Annotated in this window: 21 protein-coding genes; 13 read left to right on the top strand and 8 right to left on the bottom strand. The window is 73.3% G+C overall.

Annotated elements, in window-relative coordinates:
* Nucleotides 1-671: 671 nt before the first annotated feature.
* Nucleotides 672-1,052: a TipAS antibiotic-recognition domain-containing protein gene (locus ACZ5WK_RS19210; RefSeq protein ID WP_465548581.1), complete on the bottom strand. Its 381-nt coding sequence runs from the start codon at nt 1,050-1,052 to the stop codon at nt 672-674.
* 368 nt (nt 1,053-1,420) lie between these two features.
* Between ACZ5WK_RS19210 and ACZ5WK_RS19205 the strand changes: the two genes are divergently transcribed.
* Nucleotides 1,421-1,738, top strand: coding sequence for a hypothetical protein (locus ACZ5WK_RS19205; RefSeq protein ID WP_465548580.1), 318 nt, complete (start codon nt 1,421-1,423; stop codon nt 1,736-1,738).
* Nucleotides 1,739-1,746: 8 nt separating this feature from the next.
* Nucleotides 1,747-2,406, top strand: coding sequence for a rhomboid-like protein (locus ACZ5WK_RS19200; RefSeq protein WP_465548579.1), 660 nt, complete (start codon nt 1,747-1,749; stop codon nt 2,404-2,406).
* 508 nt (nt 2,407-2,914) lie between these two features.
* Here the strand turns inward: ACZ5WK_RS19200 and ACZ5WK_RS19195 are convergent.
* Complete coding sequence (locus ACZ5WK_RS19195) at nt 2,915-3,601, bottom strand: hypothetical protein (protein ID WP_465548578.1); 687 nt, start codon at nt 3,599-3,601, stop codon at nt 2,915-2,917.
* 388 nt (nt 3,602-3,989) lie between these two features.
* On the opposite strand from ACZ5WK_RS19195, the gene ACZ5WK_RS19190 reads away from it, so the two are divergent.
* The 6 genes from ACZ5WK_RS19190 to ACZ5WK_RS19165 all read left to right on the top strand — a co-directional run bounded on the left by ACZ5WK_RS19190 (nt 3,990) and on the right by ACZ5WK_RS19165 (nt 12,481).
* The gene (locus ACZ5WK_RS19190) at nt 3,990-4,730 is read left to right on the top strand and encodes a hypothetical protein (RefSeq protein WP_465548577.1); all 741 of its coding nucleotides are present in this window, start codon (nt 3,990-3,992) and stop codon (nt 4,728-4,730) included.
* A 244-nt stretch (nt 4,731-4,974) separates the two neighbouring features.
* Entirely contained in the window at nt 4,975-6,147 is a 1,173-nt protein-coding gene (locus tag ACZ5WK_RS19185) for an FAD-dependent oxidoreductase (RefSeq protein WP_465548576.1), read from the top strand.
* 196 nt (nt 6,148-6,343) lie between these two features.
* Nucleotides 6,344-8,071 (top strand): sensor histidine kinase, encoded by a 1,728-nt coding sequence (locus tag ACZ5WK_RS19180; RefSeq protein WP_465548575.1) that lies wholly within the window; start codon nt 6,344-6,346, stop codon nt 8,069-8,071.
* Between the two features lie 47 nt (nt 8,072-8,118).
* The gene (locus tag ACZ5WK_RS19175) at nt 8,119-8,745 is read left to right on the top strand and encodes a response regulator (RefSeq protein ID WP_465548588.1); all 627 of its coding nucleotides are present in this window, start codon (nt 8,119-8,121) and stop codon (nt 8,743-8,745) included.
* Between the two features lie 287 nt (nt 8,746-9,032).
* Complete coding sequence (locus ACZ5WK_RS19170; RefSeq protein ID WP_465548574.1) at nt 9,033-9,809, top strand: ABC transporter ATP-binding protein; 777 nt, start codon at nt 9,033-9,035, stop codon at nt 9,807-9,809.
* A gap of 110 nt (nt 9,810-9,919) precedes the next feature.
* A complete protein-coding gene (locus ACZ5WK_RS19165) occupies nt 9,920-12,481 on the top strand; it encodes an ABC transporter permease (protein ID WP_465548573.1) in 2,562 nt (853 codons plus the stop codon).
* 121 nt (nt 12,482-12,602) lie between these two features.
* Here the strand turns inward: ACZ5WK_RS19165 and ACZ5WK_RS19160 are convergent, their stop codons facing one another.
* Genes ACZ5WK_RS19160 through ACZ5WK_RS19145 form a run of 4 tightly spaced genes read right to left on the bottom strand, consistent with a single transcriptional unit; the run spans nt 12,603 to nt 16,861 of the window.
* Entirely contained in the window at nt 12,603-13,790 is a 1,188-nt protein-coding gene (locus ACZ5WK_RS19160) for an ABC transporter ATP-binding protein (RefSeq protein ID WP_465548572.1), read from the bottom strand.
* Nucleotides 13,791-13,824: 34 nt separating this feature from the next.
* Nucleotides 13,825-14,658, bottom strand: a complete 834-nt coding sequence (locus ACZ5WK_RS19155) for a carbohydrate ABC transporter permease (RefSeq protein WP_396320436.1) — start codon at nt 14,656-14,658, stop codon at nt 13,825-13,827.
* Complete coding sequence (locus ACZ5WK_RS19150; RefSeq protein ID WP_465548571.1) at nt 14,655-15,587, bottom strand: carbohydrate ABC transporter permease; 933 nt, start codon at nt 15,585-15,587, stop codon at nt 14,655-14,657. Before ACZ5WK_RS19150 ends, ACZ5WK_RS19155 begins: the two co-directional genes overlap by 4 nt.
* Nucleotides 15,584-16,861 (bottom strand): ABC transporter substrate-binding protein, encoded by a 1,278-nt coding sequence (locus ACZ5WK_RS19145; protein WP_465548570.1) that lies wholly within the window; start codon nt 16,859-16,861, stop codon nt 15,584-15,586. Before ACZ5WK_RS19145 ends, ACZ5WK_RS19150 begins: the two co-directional genes overlap by 4 nt.
* A gap of 339 nt (nt 16,862-17,200) precedes the next feature.
* On the opposite strand from ACZ5WK_RS19145, the gene ACZ5WK_RS19140 reads away from it, so the two are divergent.
* From ACZ5WK_RS19140 to helR, 3 genes are all read left to right on the top strand, one after another.
* Nucleotides 17,201-17,557 (top strand): hypothetical protein, encoded by a 357-nt coding sequence (locus ACZ5WK_RS19140; protein ID WP_465548569.1) that lies wholly within the window; start codon nt 17,201-17,203, stop codon nt 17,555-17,557.
* Between the two features lie 223 nt (nt 17,558-17,780).
* Nucleotides 17,781-18,974: an alpha/beta hydrolase family protein gene (locus tag ACZ5WK_RS19135; RefSeq protein ID WP_465548568.1), complete on the top strand. Its 1,194-nt coding sequence runs from the start codon at nt 17,781-17,783 to the stop codon at nt 18,972-18,974.
* 385 nt (nt 18,975-19,359) lie between these two features.
* On the top strand, nt 19,360-21,522 hold the full coding sequence (helR, locus tag ACZ5WK_RS19130) for an RNA polymerase recycling motor ATPase HelR (RefSeq protein WP_465548567.1): 2,163 nt from the start codon (nt 19,360-19,362) through the stop codon (nt 21,520-21,522).
* Between the two features lie 84 nt (nt 21,523-21,606).
* Here helR and ACZ5WK_RS19125 read toward each other — a convergent pair whose 3' ends face one another.
* Nucleotides 21,607-22,515, bottom strand: coding sequence for a LysR family transcriptional regulator (locus tag ACZ5WK_RS19125; RefSeq protein ID WP_465548566.1), 909 nt, complete (start codon nt 22,513-22,515; stop codon nt 21,607-21,609).
* Nucleotides 22,516-22,641: 126 nt separating this feature from the next.
* Here ACZ5WK_RS19125 and ACZ5WK_RS19120 point away from each other — a divergent pair, with 126 nt between their 5' ends.
* Nucleotides 22,642-23,151, top strand: a complete 510-nt coding sequence (locus ACZ5WK_RS19120) for a nuclear transport factor 2 family protein (protein ID WP_465548565.1) — start codon at nt 22,642-22,644, stop codon at nt 23,149-23,151.
* Nucleotides 23,152-23,337: 186 nt separating this feature from the next.
* Complete coding sequence (locus tag ACZ5WK_RS19115; RefSeq protein WP_465548587.1) at nt 23,338-24,501, top strand: low temperature requirement protein A; 1,164 nt, start codon at nt 23,338-23,340, stop codon at nt 24,499-24,501.
* Nucleotides 24,502-24,522: 21 nt separating this feature from the next.
* Here the strand turns inward: ACZ5WK_RS19115 and ACZ5WK_RS19110 are convergent, their stop codons facing one another.
* Nucleotides 24,523-25,146 carry an FkbM family methyltransferase gene (locus ACZ5WK_RS19110; protein ID WP_465548564.1) on the bottom strand — a complete coding sequence of 208 codons (624 nt, stop codon included), beginning with the start codon at nt 25,144-25,146 and terminating at the stop codon, nt 24,523-24,525.
* Nucleotides 25,147-25,158 lie beyond the last annotated feature (12 nt).

Genomic DNA, 25,158 nt, shown 5'->3' with positions numbered 1-25,158 from the left:
GGTGGCGTTCGTAGTTTGCGGTCTTTGTGACGGGGGGCCACCCTTCTCTCCGCCCCTTCCGGTTTTGTGGGGGGGTGGGTGGGACCCTCCCCCCCCCCCCCCTCCCCCCCCCCCCTCCTCCTCCCTCCCCCCCCCCCCCCCCCCCCCCCCCCCCACCCCTGTGAGGAGGGTCGGCCCCTGGGTTCACCGACCCTGCGAATGATCAGTCGACCGGTGATCGGTTCACCCGTGATCAGTTCACCCGCGTGGAACGCTACCGACCGGGAGGAAGCGTCAGAGAACGTACCCGGCCGCTCGGGGTATTCGGCCTCCGGGCGGGCGGTCTGCCGGAGTGCGTCGGCGTCACCGTGCTCCTGCGCCCAGCGGTACCAGCTGACGGCCTGACGGTGGGACCCGCGCTGCTCGTGGATCCCGGCTCCCTGCACCAGGTCCCGGCGTCGCCGGCCTCGGCGGCCTCGGCGGCCCGCCGGAGCCAATCGAGGTCACGTCCCGGCGGATGCTGCGCCCTCGGTCCGCTGGTGGTCACGGCCTGCCGCTGACCGGGCCGTTGGGCACGCCAGGCACGACCCGCGGCGCGTTGGGCACGGCCACTGGTGCTGCCGGCTGCTGAAGCTGCCTGCGGATCCGTTCGATCTCCAGGTGTCGGGCTGCGATCCGGCCTGGATCCCGCCCTACGAGGCGAAGCCGACCCCTCGTTCAGCAAGTATTTTCATTGCATCACCCAGGAATTCCACCATCCTGGGATGGTAGGAATCATGAAACTCCCTCATGGCGTCGTCTTCTGCGTAGAAGAGCGCCATTCCGACGTAGGCCTCCCTCGTGGGGACGTAAAATCGGCAGGCTATGTCAAAGTGCCTGCGAACGAGCTCCTGAACGTGTCGGTCCCCGGGCAGGGAGTCGTCCAGGCAAGCCGCGATCTCCCTGTACAGCACGTCCCAGTCCTGGTGGACCTGGTTCCTGTCCACGTGCCCCCAGTTGTTGGTCTCGGCAAGGCTTTTCGCCTGCTCTCCTGCCAACGACCGGCGACACTCATCTTCGTACTGATTCCCCATGGGCACCAATTCTCATGATTCTTACGCCTCTTCAGCGGATTCCCCAAGAGGCGGCCAACATGCCGGCATTGACCAACTGCCGATCAGGCGGAACAGTGACACAGACCCGCCGGGTCGGCAAGCTGTTAATTGAGCGTGGATCCAGCGCTCCGGCGTGGTCGTCTGCAGCGGTGCCGCCGTGGGGAACCGGCGGTCGCGACGGCGGGGACCAGAGCCGCGGGCGACCGGCTCCCGGACCACCTGCGGGTGGATCCGCCCGTCAGCGGACGCCGCCAGGGGCGGGGCGCGGCTGACGGGCGGAAGCGGCGGCATACGATCGGCGGGTGTCGGAGCGTACTGATTCCTCGTCATTGCCCCTGTCGGCCTCGGTGTCCGCAGCATCCTCGTCGTCCTCCTCGTCCTCACCCACGTCGGCCCGGTGGTCCAAGGACTCCGTCCTCTCGGTCGGCTCGGTGCTGTCGGTGGGGTCGGTCGGCAGCGTGCTGTCGACCGGCTCGGCCGGTTCCACGCTGCCCGCGTTGTCGGCCGGCTCGTGGCTGAGCCTCGGATCGCCGCTGTCCGTGAACTCGCGGTGGTCGGTACTGTCCTGGCGCTCCCGGCACGGGCTGACGGCCGCCGGTGTCGCGGCGTTCACCGCGGGTGCGGCACTCGCCGGCGGCCCGCGGCCGCGGCGCCGCGCCCGGTAGTGGCCGGCATGCGTCCGACGCTCCCTCCGCTGCGGCGCCTGGTGCGCAACCCGGCGTTCTGGTACGTCGCCGTGCTCGCCGCGATGTGGCCGGTCCTGCGACTGTTGCCGCCCGAGCGGGTGCTGGCGTTGCGGGAGTGGGCGTCGACCAACCTCGACAACCTGCGCCCGTGGCCGTCGGGCCACCCGGTCGAGTCGCTGGTCGTGTCCGTGTTCGTGCCGCAGAACACCGTCTGGGTGTGGCCGGTCTTCGCGCTGTCCGTGTTCGCGGTGGTGTCGGTGCTCGGCGCCCGCCGCGCGGTGGCGTCGCTGGCCCTCGCCCACGTGGCCGCGACCGGGCTGACGGAGGCGTTGGTGTGGTGGCGCATCGAGCACGGCTCGCTGCCGGACGCCGAGACGCACGTGCTGGACACCGGCCCGTCCTACGTCGTCGTGGCCGCGCTGGCGGTGGCGATCGGACGGGCCCGTCCGGTGTGGTCACGCGCGGCGTGGCTGGTGATGCTGGCGGTGGCCGCCCCCGACCTGCTGTCCGGGATCGGGGACGGCGAGGTGTCCGCCGTGGGCCACGTGCTCGCCTTCACCGCCGGCCTGGCCATCGCGGGAGCCCACCGGCTCGGCCTGCCACCGGTGGCCCGCCGGCCCGCCCGCCCCGCACCGGCCGGGCCGTGAACCGACGCACCGCGGCGCGCGGGGCCACCGCTGTGCGCCGGGTTCAGTGCGCGTTGGCGTCCATGTACGTGCCGGTCTCGTAGTTGTAGGCGGCGACCATGATCAGGACGCCGCGGTCGGACCTGACCTGGGTGTCCATGTACGTGGTCGCGGAAACGCCCTCCCAGGTCCAGCCGCCGCTGCCGTTCGACGTCAGGATCCAGGGGTTCTGGCCGTAGTGAGTGGTGAGGAAGTCTCTCTCGCGAGGGGCGTCCTCCGGGCGGAGGACCCTCGTCGTGGTGGCGGAGGAGCGGCGGCTCGCGTGACCACTGCCGGGTCGCCGACAGCGGTGCAGCGGCGTCGAGGCGTCGGTGCCGGACTGTCGGCGCCAACGCGTCTCCGGCTCCGTGGGGGCAGCGTTGCCGAGCCACGGCCCGGGACCACGAGCGCTTCGCCCCGTAGCCGGGCCGTGCGGCCGGGGCAGGTCCGGATCATCCCGGAGCCGCCCCGTTGCCCGCCCCGGAGCGGCTCAGGACTCGGTGACGGCGTCCGGTGCGGCCCGCGGCGCGAAGGTGACGACGGCTTCGCTCTTCACCAGCCAGGCGACCCCGAACGCGAGGACGGCGACCGCCTCGCCGGCGTACATCAAGGTCAGGGGCGAGTCCCAGGTGAGGTGGAGGACGGCTCCGGCCGCGACCAGGACCACGCACGCCACGATCACCCAGCCGCAGACCAGGTACACCCAGTCGCGCGCGGGCCGCCGCCCACCGCTGGACGGGGAATCCGCGAAGAGCTGGAGGCAGAAGTACGCGAGTACGCCGAACAGGCCTGCGGCGAAGCAGAGATGGAACGTTCCGATGGTCGTCTGCGCGGTGGTCGGGTGTGGTGCGACCGACCCCGGTGGCTCGGCGGGGAAGAGTGCCACCAGGATCGCCAGGACGCCGGCGACCGAACTCAGGCGGTCCTCCCGGCGGTCGTGGCGATAGCAGATCAGGAAGACGCCGATGGCGCAGAGGCCACCGACGAAGACGTTGCGCATGTGGGTGTAGTACGACGCGCTCATCGAGCTGAGCAGGGCGATGCGGGCGGAGGTGAGGCTGTTGCCGACGGGCAGGACGATCGGCAGCAGCAGGCCGAGGACGCCGATGCCCAGGCGGAGGCGTCGCACGGTCTGCTCGTCCTGGGCCTGGTGGTCGATTGAGGGGTGATCGGACATGGAACGGCCCCCTTGACGCGCTGAGGCTGTCGGGCCGCGGGCGGCGCGGCCGGGGAGCGGCGCACCACCGGGCGGCAGTCGCTGCGGGTGTACCCGCCCGGCAGGGCCGGGAACCGGGTTCGCACCGATCCGGTGGTCGCGCTTGTGCGGTGGTCCGCTCCGGTCCCTCGCGCGCCGGCCCGAACCGGACCGGTGCACGACGGCTCCTCCGTGGCCGTACCCGGAGCCGGCGCCGTCGCCCGGGAGAGATCCATGCCCGTCCTCCGCCCACGTGCTGTCGCCCGCGCCGCCGAACCGGCGAGCGCTTCCCGGCGCCCGAAGCCTGCGTCAGACTGTGGCGGCGCGGGCGGTCAGGCGCGCGGGTGGTCGACGACCGAACGGGGGCGGCATGGCGCGGAGCCGGACGAAGAAGCAGAAGCGACCGCTGGCCGAGGGGACGGCTCGGCCCCCGGAGCCCGCCGGAGGGAAGGGCACGGGGAGGAAGCGCGCCGGGAGGAAGCGCAGCGGGAACGACCGCCGGCCGTCCCCGCGTACCGTCCGCAGGGCGGCGCTCCTGACCGGGGTGCTCACCCCGGTGCTGATGGTGGGGCTGCTCGCGATCGCCACCGACCCCGACTACGAGGCCCCCTGCGCGGTCCTCGCCGTCCTGGTGCTCATCGTGGCGCTCGGCGGGCTGATGGTGGTACGAACCAGCGGCTGGGTGCTCTGGCCCGGCGTCCTGCTGGGCATCCTCCTGCTGGTCACACCGACGGCCAGCCTCCGCGCGGCGCTGATCGCCCACCGCGGCGTGGAGACCCAGGTGGTGATCGCCTCGGCCCACCGCGAGAAGGACAGGAGCGGCCGGGTGAGCTGGACGTGCGGCATCCGCCGGGCCGACGGCCGGCCGCTGCCGCACGCCTCGTACGACGGCCCGGGCTGCTCGGGCCCGGCCGACGTCGGCACCACCATCACCGCCCTCGTCGACCCGGAGGGCTGGGCCCCGCCGGCCGCGACGGACGAAGACCTCCCCTTCGTCGGCGGCGTCCACGTCGTGGCCGGCGTCGGCCTCCTCTGGGCCCTGCTCGTCCTGGGCGCCGCACGCCGCACCCTCCGGTCGGTCAGTGGTCGTCAGCGATCAGTGAGCGGGTAGCGGGTCCGGCCGTGGTGCGGTCGTGCCGGATCGCGCACGTCATCGGCGGCGGCCGTGCCGGCCGATCCGGGCCGTGCCGCCCTCGTGGTGCGACCGCCACGCTGTTCGGGGCGGAGCCGGCCTTGCGGGTGCAACCAGCTGCGGAGCCACTCGTCTCGCTAGACTTCCGACCCGAGCGAGGAGTTCGACCCGCCCCGAGCCGTCCCGGCCGGTGGCGGGACAACACGTCCGAGGGGGACGCGAGTTGACCCGGATCCTGGTCATCGGCGGCGGCATCGCCGGGGCGGCGGCCGCCCTGGCGCTCCACAAGGCGGGCTTCGACGTCACCGTCCACGAGGCGCACCCCGACACCGGGGAGGACATCGGCGCCTTCCTGACCCTGGCCTCCAACGGCATGCGCGCGCTCGCCCAGGTCGACGCGGCCGGACACGTCGCCGCCCTCGGCTTCCCCGTCACCGTCATGCACGTGATCGACCAGCACGGCGCCGAGCTGGCCACCGCCCCGCTCGGCGAGCCCGACGACCCGCTCACCCGCTACCGCTGCCTGCGCCGCGCGGAACTCGGCACGTCCCTCCGGTCCGAGGTCCGCCGACGCGGCATCACGATCCGGCACGGTGCCCGGCTCACCGCCGTCACGGAGACCGCCGCCGACATCACGGCCCACTTCGCCGACGGCACCACCGCCACCGGCGACCTCCTGGTCGGCGCCGACGGGCTGCGCTCCGCCGTCCGTGCCTGGCTCGATCCCACCGCGCCCGGCCCCGGCTACGCCGGCCAGCGCGTCTTCTACGGGTACAGCACGGCCACCCCGCCACCCCCCGGCCCGACCGAGCGGATCACCATGGTGCGCGGCAGCGCCACCGCCTTCGGCTACCTGGTCTCCCCCTCCGGCGAGACCTTCTGGTTCGCCCGCGTGCCCGGCCCGCCCGTGACCGCAGAGGAGGCCGCCGGCACCACTCCCGCCCAGTGGCGGGAGCAGCTGGGCCTGCTGCTGCACCCGGACGACACGCCCACCGCGCGCATCGTCGCCACGACGGGCGACCGGCTGATGGTCACCAACGCCCTCCACCTGGGGCCGGGCACCCGCTGGCGCACCGAGCGCGCGGTCCTGATCGGCGATGCCGCCCACGCCGCCTCCCCGGCCACCGGGCAGGGCGCCTCGATGGCCCTGGAGGATGCCGTCGTCCTCGCCAAGGCCCTGCGCGACACGCCCTCCCCTGCCGCCGCCCTGGCCCGCTACGAGCACCACCGCCGGCCCCGGACCGAACAGAACATGGCCGCCAGCGCCCGCCTCACCACCGGCCCCACCTCCGGCCGGCCCTCCGCCGCGGCCCCGCCGCAGGGCTCCGAGCGCCCGGCCTCCCGCCCCGGCGAGGAACTCCTGCACCTCCTCACCTGGGACACCCCGCTGCCCTGAAGCCCACGAGGCGGCGCACCCGCCTGCGTGGACGCCGCCGGACCGGGCCGTACCCAGGGGCGGGGTGCGGCTCCCGATGGGGCAGGCCAGACGCGGAACCGCCGTGCCGTCACCCTCGCGTCTCTGTCTTTCGGTAGAGGCCGGATCCGCCGTGAGGCGCACACCGTCGCGACGCCCGGTACCGATACTGGTCAGCGTGGCTCGTCATCATCCCTTCCGTCGCTCCGTCCGCACGCGTCCGCTCGGAGGGTTTCCGAGCGCGGCCGGCCGCGCGGCGGCGGAGACGGCCGGGGTGGTGCTCGCGGGTCTGGGCGTGTGGGGGGCGGTCGCCGGTCTCGGGCTGCTGCGTCACCCATATCTGCAGCTGGCGGTGCTGGCCGCCGGTGCGGCGCTCCTCCCGCTGCGGCGCCGCTTCCCCGCGGCCGTGCTCCTGGCCCTCGCCGGGCTCACGGGTCTGGCGTCCTGCGTCGGACCTCTCACGGCGGCGACCGCGTACACGGTGGCGCGGCGGACGACCGGGGCGCGCAGGCGTGCCCGCCTGCCGGCCGCGGCGGCCGCTCTGCTCGTGCTGTGCGCGACGCTGTCCGCCCCCTGGCTCGGCCCGGGATCGGTGCCGTACGGGCTGGCGCTCGGCCTCATCCTCACACCGACCGCCGTCATCGTCCCCGGGCTGGTCGGCACGTCGTACGGGCAGCAACGGCGGCTGGTGCGGGCGCTGCGTGAGCGCGCGGACGCGGCGGAGCAGGCCCGCCGGCTTGCCGACAGCGAGGCCCGCCTCCATGAGCGGTCCCGGATCGCCGCCGAGATGCACGATCTGGTGGGGCACCGGCTCAGCCTCATCTCGCTGCACGCCGGCGGGCTGGAGCTGGCCCTGGAGAAGGCCGACCCGGAGCTGCGTGAGGAGGCCGTCCTGGTGCGGCGGACCACCCGGGACGCGATGCACGAGCTGCGGCAGGCCCTCGGGGTGCTCGGGCCGCTGGGCCGGGACACCGGGACGGAGGCGCTCACCGACGCCACCGGTACCCGCGCCGACCTCGAGACGCTGGTCGCGGAGTCCCGGGGCGGGGGGATCGCCGTGCGGCTCGTCTGGACGGGGCCGGACCTCGACACCCGCCCGGCACGGGTGCGCCGGGCGGTACACCGGGTGGTGCGGGAGTCGCTGACCAACGTGCACCGGTACGCGAGCGCGGCGCACGTCACCGTGACGGTGGTGCACGACGACGCGACGGTGCGGGTCACCGTCCGCAACGGCGCCCCGCCCACCGCCCCGGGCTCCGCCGGGAGCGTGGGCACCGGCCGCGGTCTCACCGGTCTCCGGGAGCGGGTCGGGCTGCTGGGCGGGACGTTCGAGGCCGCTGCGCTGCCCTCCGGCGGCTTCCTGGTGGAAGCGGCGTTGCCGGCCGAGCCCGGCGACGCCCCCGGCCCCGGGCGGCCCGCCACCGGACCTGCGGGAACGGACGACGTGCCCGGCGAGGACACGCCCGGCGACGGCCGGACCCGCGACGAGGCGGGCGACGAGGGCGGCGTCCCTCCCGACCGCCGGACCGCGCAGGTGGTGGCGCTCGCCCTCGGGCTGGTGGCGGTGAGCGTGCTCATGGCCCTCGGGACGGCCTTCGTCTACGCCACCGCGCCGCGGGAGGACGCCGGACCGCGCCCGCTGCCCCGGCTCGGCATGACCTACGCAGACGTGGCGGGGTCGGGTGTCCTGGACAACCTGGCGGTCCGGGCCGCGGCCACCGGCCACGAACCCCCGCGCCCCGCCGGCACGGTGGGCTGCATCTACCCGTTCAACGGCGCCACCGAGTCCCGCCCCGGCGGCCTGACCATCGCCCGCTACTGCTTCGACGCCGCACAGCGGCTCATCGCCGTCGACCGCTTCACCGTCCCGTCGGTCCGGGACGCCGCACCCTGGGAGACCCCGTGACCGAATCCACCCCGCCGATCCGTGTCCTGCTCGCCGACGACGAGACGATGATCCGGCACGGCGTGCGCCTCATCCTCCGGCACGCCGACGGCATCGAGGTCGTCGCCGAGGCCCCGGACGGACGGCAGGCCGTCGAGCTGGCCGCCGCCCACCGCCCCGACGTGGTCCTGCTGGACATCCGGATGCCGGCGTGCGACGGGCTGGCCGCGATCGCCCCGCTGCTCGCCCTCGATCCCGCACCGCGCGTGGTGATGCTGACGACCTTCGGCGACGACGACAACGTCGTCCGGGCGCTGCGGGAGGGCGCCGCCGGGTTCCTGCTGAAGGACGAGGGCCCGCAGGAACTGATCAGCGCGGTACGGGCGGCCGCGGCCGGGGACGCCGTGCTCTCCCCCGGTGTGACGGGGGCGGTGATCTCGCGGATGCTGCGCGCGGGTGACGGACCGCAGGCGGGCGGCGCGCTCGCGGACGAGCGGATCGCCCGGCTCACCGGCCGGGAGCGGGAGGTCCTGGCGATGCTCGGCGAGGGGCTGTCGAACCAGGAGATCGCCGGGCGGCTCGGCATCGGGACGGGCACGGTGAAGACCCACGTGGGCGCGATCCTGGACAAGACCGGTTCGGCGAGCCGCGTCCAGGCCGCGCTGCTGGCCCACCGGACCGGCCTGGCCACCTGACGGCACCGCTCACCAGCCCCGTCCGCGGCCGGCCCGGGGCGGCGGCGAAGCTCTCGCCGTCCCCGCCGCGGGGCCTGGCGCCGCCGGCCGGGTCTCTGCCCTTCGGCAGAGACGGGGCCTGCTGCCGTTGTCCCTTCGGCAGAGACGGGCCTGCTGTCCTTGTCCCTTCGGCAGAGGTCAACTCCCGCCTTCAGAACGACCTTTTCGCAGTTCAGGGCCGTGAGGATGGACGCATCCCCCGGCTCGCGGAACTCCTCGCGGGCCGTCGCACGCCAGCCGGAGTATCCATGTCCCAGACGTTCCCTTCCTCCAGCACCGCTCTCACGGAGCCGGCCGCCCGCGCGTCGGGCCTGACCAAGACCTACGGGAAGGGCGAGACCCGGGTCACTGCGCTGGACGCGGTGACCGTGGAGTTCGCGCGGGGCAGGTTCACCGCCGTCATGGGCCCGTCCGGGTCCGGCAAGTCCACGCTGATGCACTGCATGGCCGGCCTGGATCCGGTGACCGCGGGATCGACCCGGATCGGCGGGGTCGAGCTGGCCTCCCTGAACGACCGGCAGCTCACCCGGCTGCGCCGGGAGAAGGTCGGGTTCGTCTTCCAGGGCTTCAACCTCCTGCCGGCCCTCACCGCGCTGGAGAACATCACCCTGCCCCTGCGGCTGTCCGGACGGCGGCCCGACGCCGCCTGGCTGGACACCGTCGTCACCACCGTCGGCCTCGCGGACCGGCTCGCCCACCGCCCGTCCCAGCTCTCCGGCGGCCAGCAGCAGCGCGTCGCCGTGGCCCGCGCCCTGGTCTCCCGTCCGGAGATCGTCTTCGCCGACGAGCCGACCGGCAACCTCGACTCCCGTGCCGGTGCCGAGGTGCTCGGGTTCCTGCGCGACTCGGTGCGGGAGCTGGGGCAGACCGTGGTGATGGTCACTCACGACCCGGTGGCCGCCGCCCACGCCGACCGCGTGGTGTTCCTCGCCGACGGCCGCCTGGTGGACGAGCTGCACGAGCCGACCTCCGGCGCCGTCCTCGACCGGATGCTCGCGTTCGAGGCCCAGGGCCGCACCTCCTGACCGCGTTCGCCGCCCCGCCCGCGCCGCCTCGCGCCCGTCGAAGCCACACCCGCCGTGCCCGCACCCGCCCAACCCATGCCCGCCGAACCCACACCCGCCGAAAGCCCACCATGCTGCGAACAGCCCTGCGCAACGTCCTCGCGCACAAGGCCCGTCTGATCATGACCGTCCTCGCGGTCTGTCTCGGGGTCGCGTTCATCTCCGGCTCGCTCGTCTTCGCCGACAGCACGACCGCCGCCTACCGCGCCTCCATGGCGAAGAACTACGCCGGCATCGCCGTCACCGTGGACCCGAAGTACCCCCCGGGCGCCCCCGCCGACGAACGCACCACCGTCCTCGACGACGCGCTCGTGGCCAGGCTGGCGGCCGTGCCCGGCGTCACGGCGGCCCGTCCGGCGGTCGACGGATCAGTCACCCTCGCCGCCAAGGACGGCACCCCGATGCGCGCCGACAACGCGATGGGCAGGCTGGCCGCCGCCTACCTCCCCGGTGCCGACGGCAAGGACGGCCGCTACCCGCTGACGGCCGGCCGCGCCCCGCGCGCCGGCGACGAGGTGGCCCTGGACCGCACCACCGCGGCGGCCGGCGCCTACTCCCTGGGCGACATCGTCACCCTGGCCACCGACGGCCCCGTCCTGCGGCTGCGGCTCGTCGGCACCGTCGCCACGGACGACACCCGGGTCACCTCCGGCGGCACCCTCGCGGTGTTCGACAGGGCCACCGCGCAGAAACTGTTCGCCACCCCCGGCCACTACACCGGAATCAACCTGTCCGCGGCGCCCGGCACCGACCAGTTCGACCTGGCCCGGCGCGTCGGCGCGCTGCTGCCGGCCGACCGCGCCGAGGCGACCACCGCGACCGCGCAGCTCGACCAGCAGTCGGTCTTCATCGCCACCAAGACCAGCAGCTACTCCCGGCTGCCCATGGTCTTCGCCGTGGTGTCGCTCTTCATCGGCTCGTTCCTGATCGTCAACGCCTTCACCATGCTGGTCACGCGCCGCTCCCGGGAGATCGCGCTGCTCCGCGCGATCGGCGCCACCCGCCGCCAGGTGGTCGGCTCCGTGCTCACCGAGGCGGCCCTCGTCGGCCTCGGCGCCTCCGTGCTCGGCTTCGCCCTCGGACTCGCCGTCGCCGGCGTCCTGCCCACCCTGCTCGGCACCGCGCACGACGCGCTGCCCCGGGGCCCGCTGGTGGTCGGACCGGCGCCGGTCCTCGCCTCCCTCGTCGTCGGTGTCGGCGTCACGGTCCTCGCCGCGTGGCTGCCCTCCCGTCGCGCGGCCAAGATCGCGCCGATCGAAGCGATGCGCACCGCGGAACAGCCTCCCTCCGCGGCGCTGTCCCGGCTCAGGGGCGCGGCCGGCGCGGCCCTGCTCCTCCTCGGCGCGGGACTGCTCGTCTCGTTGAGCGACGCGAAGGACGCCTCGGACGAGCACCTGCGGACCGCGATGGTCGGATGCGGCGTCCTGGTGACCGGGCTGATCATGCTGGCCCCGCTGCTGGCAGGCCCGGTGATCCGCCCCCTCGGCCGGCTCACCGCCCGGTTCGGCGTCGTGGGCGAGCTCGCCCGGCAGAACGCCCTGCGGGATCCTCGCCGCACCGCCGCCACCGCCGCCGCCCTGATGATCAGCACCGCGCTGGTCTCCGGACTCGCCGCCATCGACCACTCCTCCGGCCGGGCCCTGGACTCCCAGGCCGCCGCCGGCCTGAGCGCCGACTACGTCATCAGCACCCGCAACACCACCACCGCCATCGACCCGGGCGCCGTCCGACGGGTCGCGGCCCTGCCCGGCATCACGACCGCCTCCGCCGTCGCGGACTCCACCATCTCCACCGGCGCTTTCGTCCGGCACGTCTCCGGTGTCGACCCGAAGACCGTGGGGGCCGTCATGAAGCTCCACTTCACCAGCGGATCCGTCGCCGACCTCGGACCGGGACGGATCGCCGTCTCCAGCAGTTTCGCCCGTGACAACCGGATCGGCACCGGCGGGAGGATCAACGCGAGCATCGGTCCCGGCCAGGGCGACCGCGACCGGCCCTACACCGTCGTCGGGATCTACCAGGACAACCCCACCGCGCAGGACGTCCTCGCCTACCGCGGCGATGTCCAGCAGCACGGCTTCCTGCGGGACTCCGTCCAGCGCATCCTCGTGACCACCGACACCGCCTCCCCGGAGCGCGAGAGGCAGTTGCGCGGCGCCGTCGACAACAGCCCCCTGCTGAAGGTCCAGAACCGCGCCCAGCTCGTCCGGGAACAAGCCGGCGTCGCCGGCGACCTGCTCACCATGGGCCTCGGGCTGCTCGCCATCGGCGTGATCATCTCGGCGCTCGGAATGATCAACACGCTCGCGATGTCGGTCACCGAACGGACCCGGGAGATCGGAGTCCTGCGCGCCGTGGGCATGGACCGCAGCGGCATCCGCCAGATGATCCGCCTCGAATCCTTCACCGTCGCCGCCTACGGCACCCTGTTGGGCCTCGCCGGCGGCCTGTTCGGAGCCTGGAGGGTCAGCGGACTCGCCAACGGGGCCATTCCCCAGTACACCTTCGCCCTCCCCTGGGGCACCCTCGCCCTCACCGTCGTGCTCTCGCTCGCCGTCGGTGCCGCCGCGGCCGCACTCCCGGCCCGCCGGGCCGCCGCTCTGGGCCCCCTCCAGGCGGTCGCCGAGGCCTGACCCGCACCGGGCCGCCGTCGGTGACGGCCGGGCCGCTCCCCCGCAACCCGCCCGGTCGGACAGGGGTCGGCGGCAGCCGCGCCGCCGCCGAGCCCCGCCTCGGGGCCCGGCGGCCGAACGGTCAGGCCCCGGGGTCCTCCGGCCGGGTCAGGTTGGCCCCGGTGCCGGGGTCGAAGACGTGCATCCGGGCCGTGTCGACCCACAGCCGCAGGGCCTCGCCCTCGGCGGCGCGGGTCGCGGTGTTCAGCCGGGCGACCACGTGGTGCTCCTGCATCCCCGTGTCCGCCCGGCCGGAGTCGGCGGCCAGCTCGGCGAGTTCCTCGGTCCGGGCGGGCCCGCCCTCCTCGGCGAAGTGGACGTACACATCGGAGCCGACGGACTCCCGGACGTCCACCGTGACGGTGCCGATGAGGCCAGTGCCGTGGCCGTCGACCAGCGAGGCGTCCTCGAAGTCCTCGGGGCGGATGCCCACGATGAGGTCGCGCGGCGCGTCGGCCCGCTCCAGGGCCTGCCGCTTCCGGTCGTCCAGCGGGAGGTCGCCCAGCGAGGTGTGCAACACGTTCTGTTCCAAGACCGCACCGAGGAAGTTCATGCCGGGCGAGCCGATGAAGCCCGCGACGAAGAGGTTCACGGGCGCGTCGTACAGGTGCTGGGGGCTGCCGACCTGCTGGACGACGCCTCCGCGCATGACGACCACCCGGTCGCCGAGGGTCATGGCCTCGACCTGGTCGTGGGTGACGTAGACGGTCGTGGTGCCCAGCCGCCGTTGCAGGGCGGCGATCTGGGTCCGCATCTGGACGCGCAGCTTGGCGTCGAGGTTGGACAGCGGCTCGTCCATCAGGAACACCTTCGGGTCCCGGACGATGGCGCGGCCCATCGCGACGCGCTGGCGCTGCCCGCCGGACAGGTTGGCGGGCTTCCGGTCGAGGTGCTGGGTCAGGTCGAGGATCCGGGCGGCCTCCTCGACCTTGGCCGCGATGGCCGTCTTGTCCACCTTGGCCAGGCGCAGCGCGAAGCCCATGTTCTCCCGCACACTCATGTGCGGGTAGAGCGCGTAGCTCTGGAACACCATCGCGATGTCCCGGTCCTTGGGGGCGCGGTCGTTGACGACCTGTCCGCCGATCCGCAGGGTGCCCTCGGTGATGTCCTCCAGCCCGGCGATCATGTTGAGGGTGGTGGACTTGCCGCAGCCGGACGGGCCGACCAGGATCACGAACTCGCCGTCGGCGATGGTGAGGTTGAAGTCGCGGACGGCCAGGGCGCCGTCCGGGTAGCGCTTGGTGATGCCGTCGAGGACGATCTCGGCCACGGTTCGCCTTCCTGGTCCGCCCGGTGGGGCGGTCTCATCCCTTGACTGCGCCGGCGGTGAGGCCGGCGACGATGCGGCGCTGGAACAGCAGAACGAAGATCACGATCGGAATGGTGATCACCACGGCGGCCGCGGCGATCGAGCCGGTCGGCTGCTGGAACTGCGAACTCCCGGTGAAGAAGGCGATCGCCGCCGGCACGGTCCTGGCCGAGATCGTCGAGGTCAGCGAGATGGCGAACAGGAAGTCGTTCCAGCAGAAGATGAAGACGAGGATGCCGGTGGTGAACACGCCCGGGGCGGCCAGCGGCGCGATGACCAGGCGGAAGGCCTGCCACGGGGTGGCGCCGTCCACCTTCGCCGCCTTCTCGAGGTCCCAGGGGATCTCACGGAAGAAGGCCGACAGGGTGTAGATCGCGAGCGGGAGGGAGAACGTCATGTAGGGGATGATCAGACCGGCCCAGGTGTCGAAGAGGCCGAGTACGCGCTCGATGTTGAACAGCGGCGAGACGAGCGAGATCGGCGGGAACATCGCGATCAGCAGGGACACCCCGATCAGCAGCCGCTTGCCGGGAAACCTCAGCCTGGCCACCGCGTAGGCCGCCATGGTGCCGAGCACCACGGCGATCGTGGTGGCGATCACCGCGATCCCGATCGAGTTGACGAGGGCGCGGGTGAACTCCGACGTCTGGAAGATCCCCCGGTAGTTCTCCCAGGTCCACTTGCGCGGGACGAAGTCGCCGTCTGTGAGGGTGCTCGGGTCCTTGAACGAGAGCGCCACGATCCACCACACCGGGAACAGCGCGTAGAGGATGACGACCAGGTTGGCGATGCCCCAGCCGGTCAGCGTGCGCGTCCGGCGGCTGCTCATCGGCGCTCCGGTTCGCCACCCGGCGCGGCGGCACCGAAGACCCTGATGAACACGAAGGCGATGACCGCCACACAGATGAAGATCAGCACCGAGATCGCCGAGCCGATTCCCAGGTTGAGGGCGGTGAAGAGGTTGTCGTAGCCGAGGATCGACACCGATCCGGTGTCGTTGGAGCCACCGGTCAGCACGTAGATGTTGTCGAAGATGCGGAAGGCGTCCAGGGTGCGGAAGAGCAGGGCGACCAGGATCGCCGGCTTCATCAGGGGCAGGACCACCAGGCGCATGCGCTGTCCGAAGGTCGCGCCGTCCACCATCGCCGCCCGGACCGTCTCCTCGGGCACGAGGGCGAGGCCCGCCAGCAGGAGGAGGGCCATGAACGGCGTGGTCTTCCACACCTCGGCCAGGATGATCAGTCCGATCGCCTGCCACTGGTCGGTCAGCGGGGCGCTGCCCTCGGGCAGGAGGTCGGCGAGGTAGCCGATTCCCGGCGTCCAGGCGTACTGCCACGAGTAGGCGGCGACCACGGTCACGATGCCGTAGGGGATCAGGACCGCGGTGCGGACGGTGCCGCGCCCGAACACCGCACGGTGCATCACCAGGGCCAGGACCATGCCGAGGACCAGCTCGATCGCCACCGACACCACCGTGATCAGCACGGTGACCCACAGCGCCTGCCACCAGAACGGCGAGCTGAGGACAGCGCCGTAGTTGGAGAGCCCCACCCAGCGGGCCTGCTGCGGGAACCGCAGGTCGTACCGCTGCAGCGAGAGGTAGACCGCGTACCCGATGGGGTACGCCGTGACCGCCAGCATGACGATCGCGGCGGGCGCACAGAGCAGCAGGCCCAGCCGGCGCTCCTGCCGGGCGCCCTCGGACAGCTGCTCGGTCTTGTGCCCGCCGGTGTCGGCGGGCACGGTGGACGGTGTCACGGAATCAGCCCCTTGGAGCCGAGCGCGTCCTCGATCTGCCCGCGGAGACCGGCGATGGTGCTCTCCGGCCGGATGTCGGCGGGCGGTGAGAGAGAGTGCGAGATGGCGATGGACACGTTCTGGTAGGCGGGGGTCTGCGGCCGCACGCTGGCGTTGTCCAGCGCGGCCAGCACGTCCGCTGCGAACGGGTAGCTCGACGTGAGCTCGGCCGCCTGGTACAGGCTGCGCAGGGAGGGCGGCAGCCCGCCCTTCAGCGCGTTGGTGAGCTGGTTCTCACGGTCCCGCAGGCAGAGCGCGGCCTCGAACGCGAGGTCCGGGCTACGGCCGTACGCGCCCACGGCGAGGTCGATCCCGCCGATGGTGACGGTGGCCGGCCGGTCGGGCAGGACGGCGGGGTACGGTGCCCAGCGGAAGTGCTGGAACAGCTCGGGCTGATTGGCCTTCATCGACGGGTACACGAAAGGGTAGTTGAGCTCGAAGGCGGCCGTTCCGGACTCCATCGCCAAGCGGTTCTGGTCCTCCATCTGATTGGGCAGCGAGGGGTCGGCGGCGGCCGAGGTGGCGGTGTCGTGCATCACCCCGGCGGCGGCGACAGCGGGCGGACCTAACGAGGGCGCCTGGGCGTCCGGCGTGAGGATGGAGCCGCCCGCACTGGTCACCAGGGTGTTGAACCAGACCGTCAGTCCCTCGTACTGGGCGCCCTGGATCTCGACGTAGTGCGGCTTCCCCTGCTTCGCCAGCGCGTCGGCCTGGGCCAGCATCTCCGCCCAGGTCTTCGGCGGAGCCGGTACCAGGTCGTCCCGGTACCAGAGGAGCTGCGTGTTGGAGTTGTACGGCGCCGCGTACAGGTGCCCTTGCCAGGTCGCGGTCTGCACCGCCGCCGTCAGGGTGTCCGCGACGGCCTGCTCCTTCATCGGCCCGGTCCACTCCCGGATCCACCCGGCCTCGGCGAACTCGGCCGGCCAGGTGACGTCCAGGCCCAGGATGTCCACCCCCGCGTCGTGCGCGGCCATGCGGCGGACGAGCTGCTGGCGCTGGCCGTCGGCCCCGCGCGGCAGCTTGTTGTACTTGATGGCGTACCGGCCGCCGGACTGCCGGCCGCACCGGTCGGCGGCCGCCTGGAGAGCCCCGGAGTCGTCGGGGAAGTTGTACCAGTTCAACGTCACCGGCCCGCCCTGCCCGCTGCTCCCGCAGCCTGCCAGGACGGACGCGACCACGCAGAACCCCATGGTGACGCCCAGCCACCGCGAGCGGAACGTGCGGCCCTTCGCCATCGATCTCCCGACGTGAAGCTGAACGGACCTCCCGACTGTAGCCACGTGCGGTTTCGGGGCCGGTGCGCGCCGCGCCGGTCGATCAGCCGAACGGAGCAGTCCGGTCCGCCGGTGCCGGTCAGCGGCCACGGCCTCGGGGAGTTCATCCGCCAGCGGGTGCTCCGCCCGGCGCACCCGCGCCGCACGCTGTTCCCGCGGGGGCCCGAGTTCCCCGAGCCGCACGCGTGGACCGCCCTGGCCCGGGCACCCCTCGCCCGGGCCCGGACCGGCATCCACCCCTCCACCCGTTCCCCGCAGCGGCCCCGGCGCGCCGGCCGGACACAGCCTAGGATGACCCCCATGGCCGACCACTGCTCCGCCCAGCCCCACGAGGACGCCTCGTTCCTGTCGCTCGCATCGAAGAACTCCGTGCTGTCGATCGGCTCGGTCGGTTCGGTGCTCTCGATCGGGTCCGTCGGTTCGGTGCTCTCCGTCGGCTCGGTGGGCAGCGCCCTGTCGGTGGGATCGCTCGGCTCCGCCCTCTCGCTTCTCTCGGCCGGATCCTGGCTGAGCACCGGCTCGTTGCTCTCCGCCGGCTCCCGCTGGTCGGTGCTGTCCTGGCGCTCGACCGGCGGGTTCCTGACGGCCGGGGCGATCGCTGCGGCAGCCGGCGCCACCCTGCTGGCCACCCGCCGGGAGCCCGCGAAGACCCGGTGACCGGCCGACCGGTGTGCACAGGAGGGCCGGCCCGCCAACCTCGCCCGAACGGTTCCCCGGCGGGACGCCCGTCGGCATGGGGCCGGGCCCGGACCCGAACCCGCCGAGTCCCCTAAGGGGCACCCGGGGGGCATCCCGGGGGCGGTGGGCCGTCCCCTCAGGCGCACCCCCTACTCTCCTGAGCTGACGTCAACTCCCTTTCGCCCGAACTACCGTCCTGGGTATGACCGGAACCCGCCGCACTGCCGCCGCGGCAGCCCTGCTGCTCGCGCTCCCCCTGTCCCTCGCCGCCGCCGCTCCGGCGCTGGCCGCGCCCGCGCCCGGCACCGTCGCCACCGCACCGGCCGCCCTGCCGGCAGGCGACCACGCCGAACTGCCGCGCCCGACCGGCCCGTACGCGGTCGGCCGGGAGATCCTGCACCTCGTCGACCAGGACCGGACCGACCCGTGGGTCCCGGCGGCGGGCCCGCGCCAGCTGATGGTGTCGGTGTACTACCCCGCCAAGCGCGGGACGGGCGGGCCGGCCCCCTACATGACCCCCGAGGCCGCCCGGCTCATGCTCGACGGGAAGGTGCCGGGCAACACCATCCCCACCGAGGCGCTCACCACCACCCGCACGTGGGCGGAGTCCGACGCGCGCCCGGCCCCCGGCCGGTTCCCGCTGGTGCTGCTCTCCCCCGGTTTCACCATGCCGCGCACCGAACTGACCAGCCTCGCCGAGGACCTGGCCAGCCGCGGGTACGTCATCGCGCTGATCGACCACACCTACGAGAACACCGGGACGACCTTCCCCGACGGGACGACGCTCCCCTGCGTCATCTGCGACCGGTTCCCCGAGGGCGGCCCCGAGGCCGTGTCCGCGAGCCGTGCGAAGGACATGTCCTTCGTCATCGACCGGCTGACCGCCCACCCCCACCCGGCCTGGCGCTACGCGCGCATGATCGACTCCAACCGGATCGGCACGGCCGGGCACTCGCTGGGCGGTGCGGCGGCCGTCCCGGCCCTGCTCACCGACGACCGGATCCTCGCCGGGGTGAACCTGGACGGCACCATGGACTTCGAGGTGCCCGCGACCGGGCTCGACGGCAAGCCGTTCATGATGCTCGGCCACCCGCTGGACGACGGCGGGGAGGACTCCACCTGGACGCGGAGCTGGGCCAACCTCGACGGCTGGAAGCGCTGGCTGACCGTCGCCGGCTCCAACCACGGCACCTTCACCGACGTCCCGCTGCTGGCCGAGAAGTTCGGCATCCCCAGTCCGCCCGGCACCACGATCTCCGCCCAGCGGTCGGTGGAGCTCACCCGGTCGTTCGTCGCGGCCTTCTTCGACCTGCACCTCAAGGGCGTCGAGCAGCCGATCCTGGACGGCCCGACCCCGGGCAACCCGGAGATCGGCTTCCACTCCCAGGCCCTGTGATCCAGCCTGCGGCGGGGTGGTGAGAGAGGCATCGGGGCCCGCGTCCGCAGTGGCCTCCGGTGCGCCTCCCGTGCGCCGTGGCTCCCCGGGTGCGACGGAGGGAGGGAGGGCAAAGAGGAGAACCCACTCCTTGCCACTCTCAACTTATAGCGCACCGGGGGGCTTGCGGCAAGGCCCCCGTAGTGGGGCAGAATCGCGGGCCAAGGCCACTACCTGCAGAAACGGGAGATTCACAAGGTGCGTGTGTTGGCGTCGGTTGACGGGTCGTGCAGTGACGTCGAGGCGGGGGTGGGACTCGCGCCGCGGCTGCGGGCACTCGGCGCCGAGATGCGGGAGTGCGCGCAACCGGACTTCGCGGGAACGACCTCGGATCGGAGCTGCTGACATGGACCCTCTGACCACCAGCGCGTTCGACCTGCCCGACCGTCTCTCCGCCAAGGCCGCCCCTGCGCTGATCTCCGCCGACGAGCAGCACTTCGCGGCGATCGAGGAGAGCCTGGAGCAGGCGATCGCCGAACTGTCCGACCGCCTCGACGAGGTGCGCAGGTCGCCCGGCGGCATCGGCCGGGAGGCGATGGACCGGGACACGGAGATCCACCGGCTGTCCGGCCGCCTGCGCGCCCTGCGTCGCTTCGGCCTGGACCTGTGTCTCGGGCACGTCGTCGGTGCGGACGACTCCGAGCCCGTCTACGTCGGACGGCTCGGCCTCACCGACAGCGACGGCCGCCGGCTGCTGCTCGACTGGCGCTCCCCCGCGGCCGAGCCGTTCTTCGCGGCGACCCACGCCAACCCGATGGGTCTGGTGAGCCGCCGCCGGTACCGCTGGACCCGCGGCCGGATCAGCGACTACTGGGACGAGGTGTTCACCGCCGACGGGCTGGAGGGGCACGCCGCGCTCGACGACCAGTCCGCGTTCATCGCCAGCCTTGGCAGCAACCGGTCGTCCCGGATGCGGGACGTGCTCGCCACCATCCAGGCCGACCAGGACGCGATCATCCGCGCGGGCTCCCGCGGCGCTCTCGTCGTCGACGGCGGTCCGGGTACGGGCAAGACCGTCGTCGCCCTGCACCGCTCCGCCCACCTCCTCTACTCCGACCCCCGTCTCGGTCACCGTCGGGGCGGGGTCCTGTTCGTCGGTCCGCACCAGCCCTACCTGGCCTACGTCGCCGACGTCCTGCCCAGTCTCGGGGAGGAGGGCGTGCAGACCTGCACCGTGCGCGAGCTCGTCGCCGAGGGCGCCAAGGCACCGGTCGAGACCGACCCGGAGGTGGCCCGCCTGAAGTCGTCCGCGGACATGGTGAAGGCCATCGAACCGGCCGTCGGCATCTACGAGGAGCCGCCCACCGAGGGGATGACCGTCTCGAGCCACTGGTCGGACCTCTGGCTGTCCGCCGACGACTGGGCGACCGCGTTCGAAGCGGTCGAACCCGGCACCCCGCACAACGAGGCGCGCGACCAGATCCGCGAGGAGCTGCTGACGATCCTGATGGAGAAGGACGACAGCGACGCCTCCCCCGAGCTGCTCCGCAGGTCCCTGCTGCAGGACCGGGACTTCATCAAGGCCCTCAACCGCGCCTGGCCGATGCTGGAGGCGACCGACCTCGTCGGAGACCTCTGGACGGTCCCCGCCTACCTGCGCAAGTGCGCGCCCTGGCTCAGCCGCGACGAGATCCGCGCGCTGCAGCGCAAGGACGCCCAGGCCTGGACGGTGTCCGACCTGCCGCTCCTGGACGCCGCACGGCAGCGGCTCGGCGACGCCGAGGCGTCGGTCCGCAAGCGTCGCCACGAGGCCGCCGTCGCCGCCGAACGTGCGCGCCGGGCCGACGTCATCTCCGGCCTGCTGGAGGCCGACGACGACGGCGAGGGCGCGGTGACGATGCTGCGCGGGCAGGACCTCCAGGACACCCTGATCGACGAGACCGCCCTGCCCGCCGCCGATCCGGACCGGCTCGCGGGCCCGTTCGCGCACATCGTCGTGGACGAGGCGCAGGAGCTGACCGACGCCGAGTGGCAGATGCTGCTGCTCCGCTGCCCGTCGCGGAGCTTCACCATCGTCGGGGACCGCGCCCAGGCCAGGCACGGGTTCACGGAGTCGTGGCAGGAACGGCTCGAACGGGTCGGGCTCGACCGGATCACCATGGCCTCCCTGAGCGTCAACTACCGGACGCCGGAGGAGGTCATGGCGGAGGCCGAGCCGGTCATCCGGGCCGCACTCCCGGACGCCAACGTGCCGACCTCCATCCGCAGCAGCGGCATCCCCGTGGTGCACGGGTCCGTCGCCGATCTGGACTCGGTCCTCGGCACCTGGCTCGATGCGCATGCCGAAGGGGTCGCCTGCGTCATCGCCGCCGGTGACCTCGACGACGGCGCGTTCCGGGCGTCGCCCCGGGTCCGGTCGCTGACGCCCGAGCTGTCGAAGGGGCTCGAGTTCGACCTGGTCGTCCTCATCGACCCGGAGACGTTCGGCGAGGGCATCGAAGGAGCGGTCGACCGCTACGTCGCGATGACCCGGGCGACCCAGCGGCTCGTCGTCCTGACCACTCCCTGAGCCCGGCGAGGTCCTCGTGATCGCCGCTGCGACGATCACGGGGACCACCGCCGACCAAGGCCGCCACCACGACGGGCCCGGCCTTCAGCCCTGCCCGTCGACCAGGTCGACCGCGGCTTCGGCGAACGCCCGGACACGGGCGGTACCGCGGTCCGCCGGCCAGATCAGGCCCCACTGCAGCGGCGGGGCGTCACTGATCGGTACGTAGGCGACGTCGGGGCGTGCGTAGTAGCGCCTGGTGTGCGCGCCGACGGCCAGGGCCCCCTGCCCGGCTCCGACGAGTGTGAGTGCCTCCTGGAACGTCCCGGCTGCCGGGCCGGGAGTGACGGGCATGACGGACGTCGCACTGCGTGCGACGGCCGGCGACCGGCCCGACTGCCGTGACGGTACGGCAGCGTGATCCGGCAGTTGCACCAGGCGGACGCGGGCCAGGTCGTCGACCGGGACGCTGCTGCGACGGGCGAAGGGGTGGTCCGTGGAGACGGCGAGCATCCACGCCTCGCGCACCAGCACCGGGCCATGGGCGATGCCGGGTTCGCCGACGGGGAGGGCGCTCAGCGCGAGGTCCACCTCGCCGGAGTGCAGCCAGTGCAGCAACTGCCCCGCCTGCACCTCCCGGATGCGCACCTCGCAGTCGGGGACCCGCTCGCGGAACAGCTTGGTCACGCCGGCCAGGAGTTGTGCGCCGGCCGCGCTGACGAAGGTGACGTGCAGGGTGCCGGACACGCCTCGTCCCGCCTCCACCGCCCGCTCCACCGCCGTCCGCACTCCCGCCCAGGCAGGGCGCAGCTCCTCCTGCAACTGCGCGCCCGTGGAGGTGAGTTCGACGCGGCGGCTGGTGCGGCGGAACAGCGGCACACCCACCCTCCGCTCCAGCTTGCGGATGGTCTGGCTGACGCGGGCGGTGGTCACGTGCAGCCGCTCGGCGGTGCGGCCGAAGTGCAGCTCCTCCGCGAGCGCCAGGAACGCCTCCACCTCGTGCCGCTCGATCACGTGCCGCCCCTCCTGCCGTTAAGCCCGGGTTCACGATCATTGCGCACACGGCCGTTGGTCGCCAGTGATCACTGCGCCAGAGTGGGTGACGTCGAACACGACGTCAGTCACTCACCGGAGGACCCGATGGACACCACCGCCCACCACGCCCTGGCCGCGCAGCCCGCCGACACCGCCGCGGTGGTCGCCGAACTGCGTGACCGCGCCGAAATCACCGACGCCCTCTACCGGTTCGGCCTCGGCCAGGACCTCAAGGACCGCGAGCTGTTCGCCTCGGCCTTCACCGCCGACGCGGAGCTCGACTTCCGCCCGGCCGCCGCACGCTGGGGCGGCAAGCCGCCGCTGATGAGCGGCCGGGACACCATCGTCGACGCCATCCTCGCCATGTTCACCGGCCGGGTGGACACCACCCACCAGGTCACCAACCCGCGGATCACCATCGACGGGGACACCGCCCGCCTCACCGCGCTCGTCGAGGCCCAGCACCTGCTCACGGCCGACCCGGGCACGCACGCCCTGCTCAAGAACCCCTACACCGTGGACCTGGTGCGCGACGGCAGCCGCTGGCTCATCCGCCGGATGCGCATCGACAACACCTGGTTCACCGGCGACCCCGTCGCCGTCTTCGGCGCCTGACGGCAGCACGGCCTGCGGCGGCCGCCGGCCTGTGCCGGGGATGCGCCCTGGCTCGCGCGCCCGCCCGCCTCCACCCGCCGGGCCGTCCCGTGTCCCCGTTCAGGGGGTCGTGGGCCGGTCGGTGCCCCGGCCCGACGGCGCGCCCTCCGCCGGTGGGCGCCGGCGGGCGGGCACAGTGGTGAGGTGATGGCACAAGAGGCGGTGCCGGAGGAGCAGCGGGCGGGCTGGTTCGAGCTCTTCTTCGACCTGGTGTTCGTCGTCACCGTGAGTGTGCTGGCGCACGACCTGCACGGCGATCCCGGGGCGAAACAGTTCGGCACCTTTCTGGTGCTGTTCTTCCCGGCCTGGTGGGCCTGGGCCAACCTGACGATCACGATCAACGTGTTCGGCTCCGACCGTCCCGGCAGCCAGGCAATGCTGCTGGGCGCGATGCCCGCCCTCGGGCTGATGGCGGCCGCGGCGCCGGACGGGCTGGGCGACCGGGCGTGGGCGTATGCGCTGGGGGCGGCCGGGGTGCGGCTCGCGTTCTTCGGCATCTGGTTCGGCCGGGCGCGGCAGCCCGGCAGTCCGCTGCCGCTCTGGCGGCCGGTGCTGTACTGCCTGACGCCGGCCGTGCTCTGGGCGGTCTCGGCCGCGGTGCCGAGCCCGGGCAGGTTCGTGCTCTGGATCGCGGCGGTCGTGCTGGAGGTGACGCTGCTGGTGATCCGCGCCGGCATCAGCACGCAGTTCTACGCCCGGCTCTCCACCGAGCACCTGGTCGAGCGAATCGGCCTGTTCGTCGTCATCGTGCTCGGCGAGAGCGTCTTCACCGTCGTCGTCACCCTCGCCGACCATTTCACCGGTCCGTCCGGCGCCGCCGCGCTGCTCGGTTTCGTGGTGGTGGCCGAACTCGCGATGATCTTCTTCGTCTGGGGCACCGCGGAGGCCGCCCGCGGACTCCTGCGGGCGCAGGCCGGCGGGTCGGACCGCGCCATCCGCGACACCGTGATGTACCTGCCGTTCGTTCTGGTCTCCGGTATCACCGTGATCGCCGCCGCCCTCGGCACCGCGGTGGCCGAGCCCGACCATCCGCTGCCGCCCGGCTCCCGGTGGGCGCTGTGCGGCGGCATCCTCGCCTTCTACTCCGCCAACGCCGCCATCTCGCTGCGGTACGGGGATGCCCTTCGTACCGTTCTCGGCTGGTACCTGCCGTGCCTGCTGCTCACCTCGGCAGGCCTGGTTCCCGCGTCGGTGTTCCTGCCGGCGTGGGCCGCCGTGGGCTGCGCCGCCGTCGTGGTGTTCGCGCTGGCCAAGCTCGCCAAGCACCGCAGCGCCGCCCGGCGAGGAGCCGCCGGAGCGGCCGCCTCGTAGGCGGCCCCCTGCTCCGGAGCGTCAGCGGCGGCGCCAGACCGAGCTGCGCCAGGCATGGCCGCCGGCCCGCTCGCCGAAGAGACCGCCGTCCGTCCTGTCCGGCCCGTCCGCCCCGGGGCCGAAGCCCGGGCCGGCGCCGGCCACCGCGCCGCTCACGTAGCAGTCGTCGCAGCCGAGCGCCGCGGCCCAGCGGAAGCCCCGGGCTTCGAGGAACCGCCGCAGGACCGCGCGGGAGGGCGACCAGTTGTGCTCGACGGTCAGGACCCGCACGGTGTACTCGTCGAAGGGGAAGCTGCGCAGGATCGTGAGCTCCGAGCCCTCGGTGTCGAGGCTCCAGTAGTCGATGACGGGCGGCGCGCCGTACCCGCGCAGCACCGAGCGGACGGTGCGGGCGGGCTTGCGGACGGTCGGCGGCGGCCCGCCGGGCGCGGCGCCGAGGAGGCCGCGGGCCCGGTCGAGCAGGGCGGGGTGGTACTCGTCGAGGATGCCGCCGATGGTCCCGGCCTCGACGAACTCGACGTCGTCGTCCCGCTCGTAGAGGCAGCAGTTGACGCAGTGGCAGGACCGGTTCGCGACGAGCTCGGCGTACAGGGCGGCGTTCGGCTCGACGCAGATGCCCGTCCAGCCGAACGCACGCTCCAGCACGCGGGTGTTGCT

The organism is Kitasatospora sp. NPDC032757 (genome assembly GCF_055579305.1).
This window is presented reverse-complemented; position numbering and strand designations above follow the sequence as displayed.

Bases quoted from the DNA above. Each gene is read 5' to 3' on its own strand.
- ACZ5WK_RS19210 (WP_465548581.1), bottom strand. From the start codon at position 1,052: ATGGGGAATCAGTACGAAGATGAGTGTCGCCGGTCGTTGGCAGGAGAG.
- ACZ5WK_RS19200 (WP_465548579.1), top strand. From the start codon at position 1,747: ATGCGTCCGACGCTCCCTCCGCTGCGGCGCCTGGTGCGCAACCCGGCG.
- ACZ5WK_RS19195 (WP_465548578.1), bottom strand. From the start codon at position 3,601: ATGTCCGATCACCCCTCAATCGACCACCAGGCCCAGGACGAGCAGACC.
- ACZ5WK_RS19190 (WP_465548577.1), top strand. From the start codon at position 3,990: ATGGCGCGGAGCCGGACGAAGAAGCAGAAGCGACCGCTGGCCGAGGGG.
- ACZ5WK_RS19175 (WP_465548588.1), top strand. From the start codon at position 8,119: ATGATCCGGCACGGCGTGCGCCTCATCCTCCGGCACGCCGACGGCATC.
- ACZ5WK_RS19170 (WP_465548574.1), top strand. From the start codon at position 9,033: ATGTCCCAGACGTTCCCTTCCTCCAGCACCGCTCTCACGGAGCCGGCC.
- ACZ5WK_RS19165 (WP_465548573.1), top strand. From the start codon at position 9,920: ATGCTGCGAACAGCCCTGCGCAACGTCCTCGCGCACAAGGCCCGTCTG.
- ACZ5WK_RS19155 (WP_396320436.1), bottom strand. From the start codon at position 14,658: ATGAGCAGCCGCCGGACGCGCACGCTGACCGGCTGGGGCATCGCCAAC.
- ACZ5WK_RS19145 (WP_465548570.1), bottom strand. From the start codon at position 16,861: ATGGCGAAGGGCCGCACGTTCCGCTCGCGGTGGCTGGGCGTCACCATG.
- ACZ5WK_RS19140 (WP_465548569.1), top strand. From the start codon at position 17,201: ATGGCCGACCACTGCTCCGCCCAGCCCCACGAGGACGCCTCGTTCCTG.
- ACZ5WK_RS19135 (WP_465548568.1), top strand. From the start codon at position 17,781: ATGACCGGAACCCGCCGCACTGCCGCCGCGGCAGCCCTGCTGCTCGCG.
- helR (WP_465548567.1), top strand. From the start codon at position 19,360: ATGGACCCTCTGACCACCAGCGCGTTCGACCTGCCCGACCGTCTCTCC.
- ACZ5WK_RS19120 (WP_465548565.1), top strand. From the start codon at position 22,642: ATGGACACCACCGCCCACCACGCCCTGGCCGCGCAGCCCGCCGACACC.
- ACZ5WK_RS19115 (WP_465548587.1), top strand. From the start codon at position 23,338: ATGGCACAAGAGGCGGTGCCGGAGGAGCAGCGGGCGGGCTGGTTCGAG.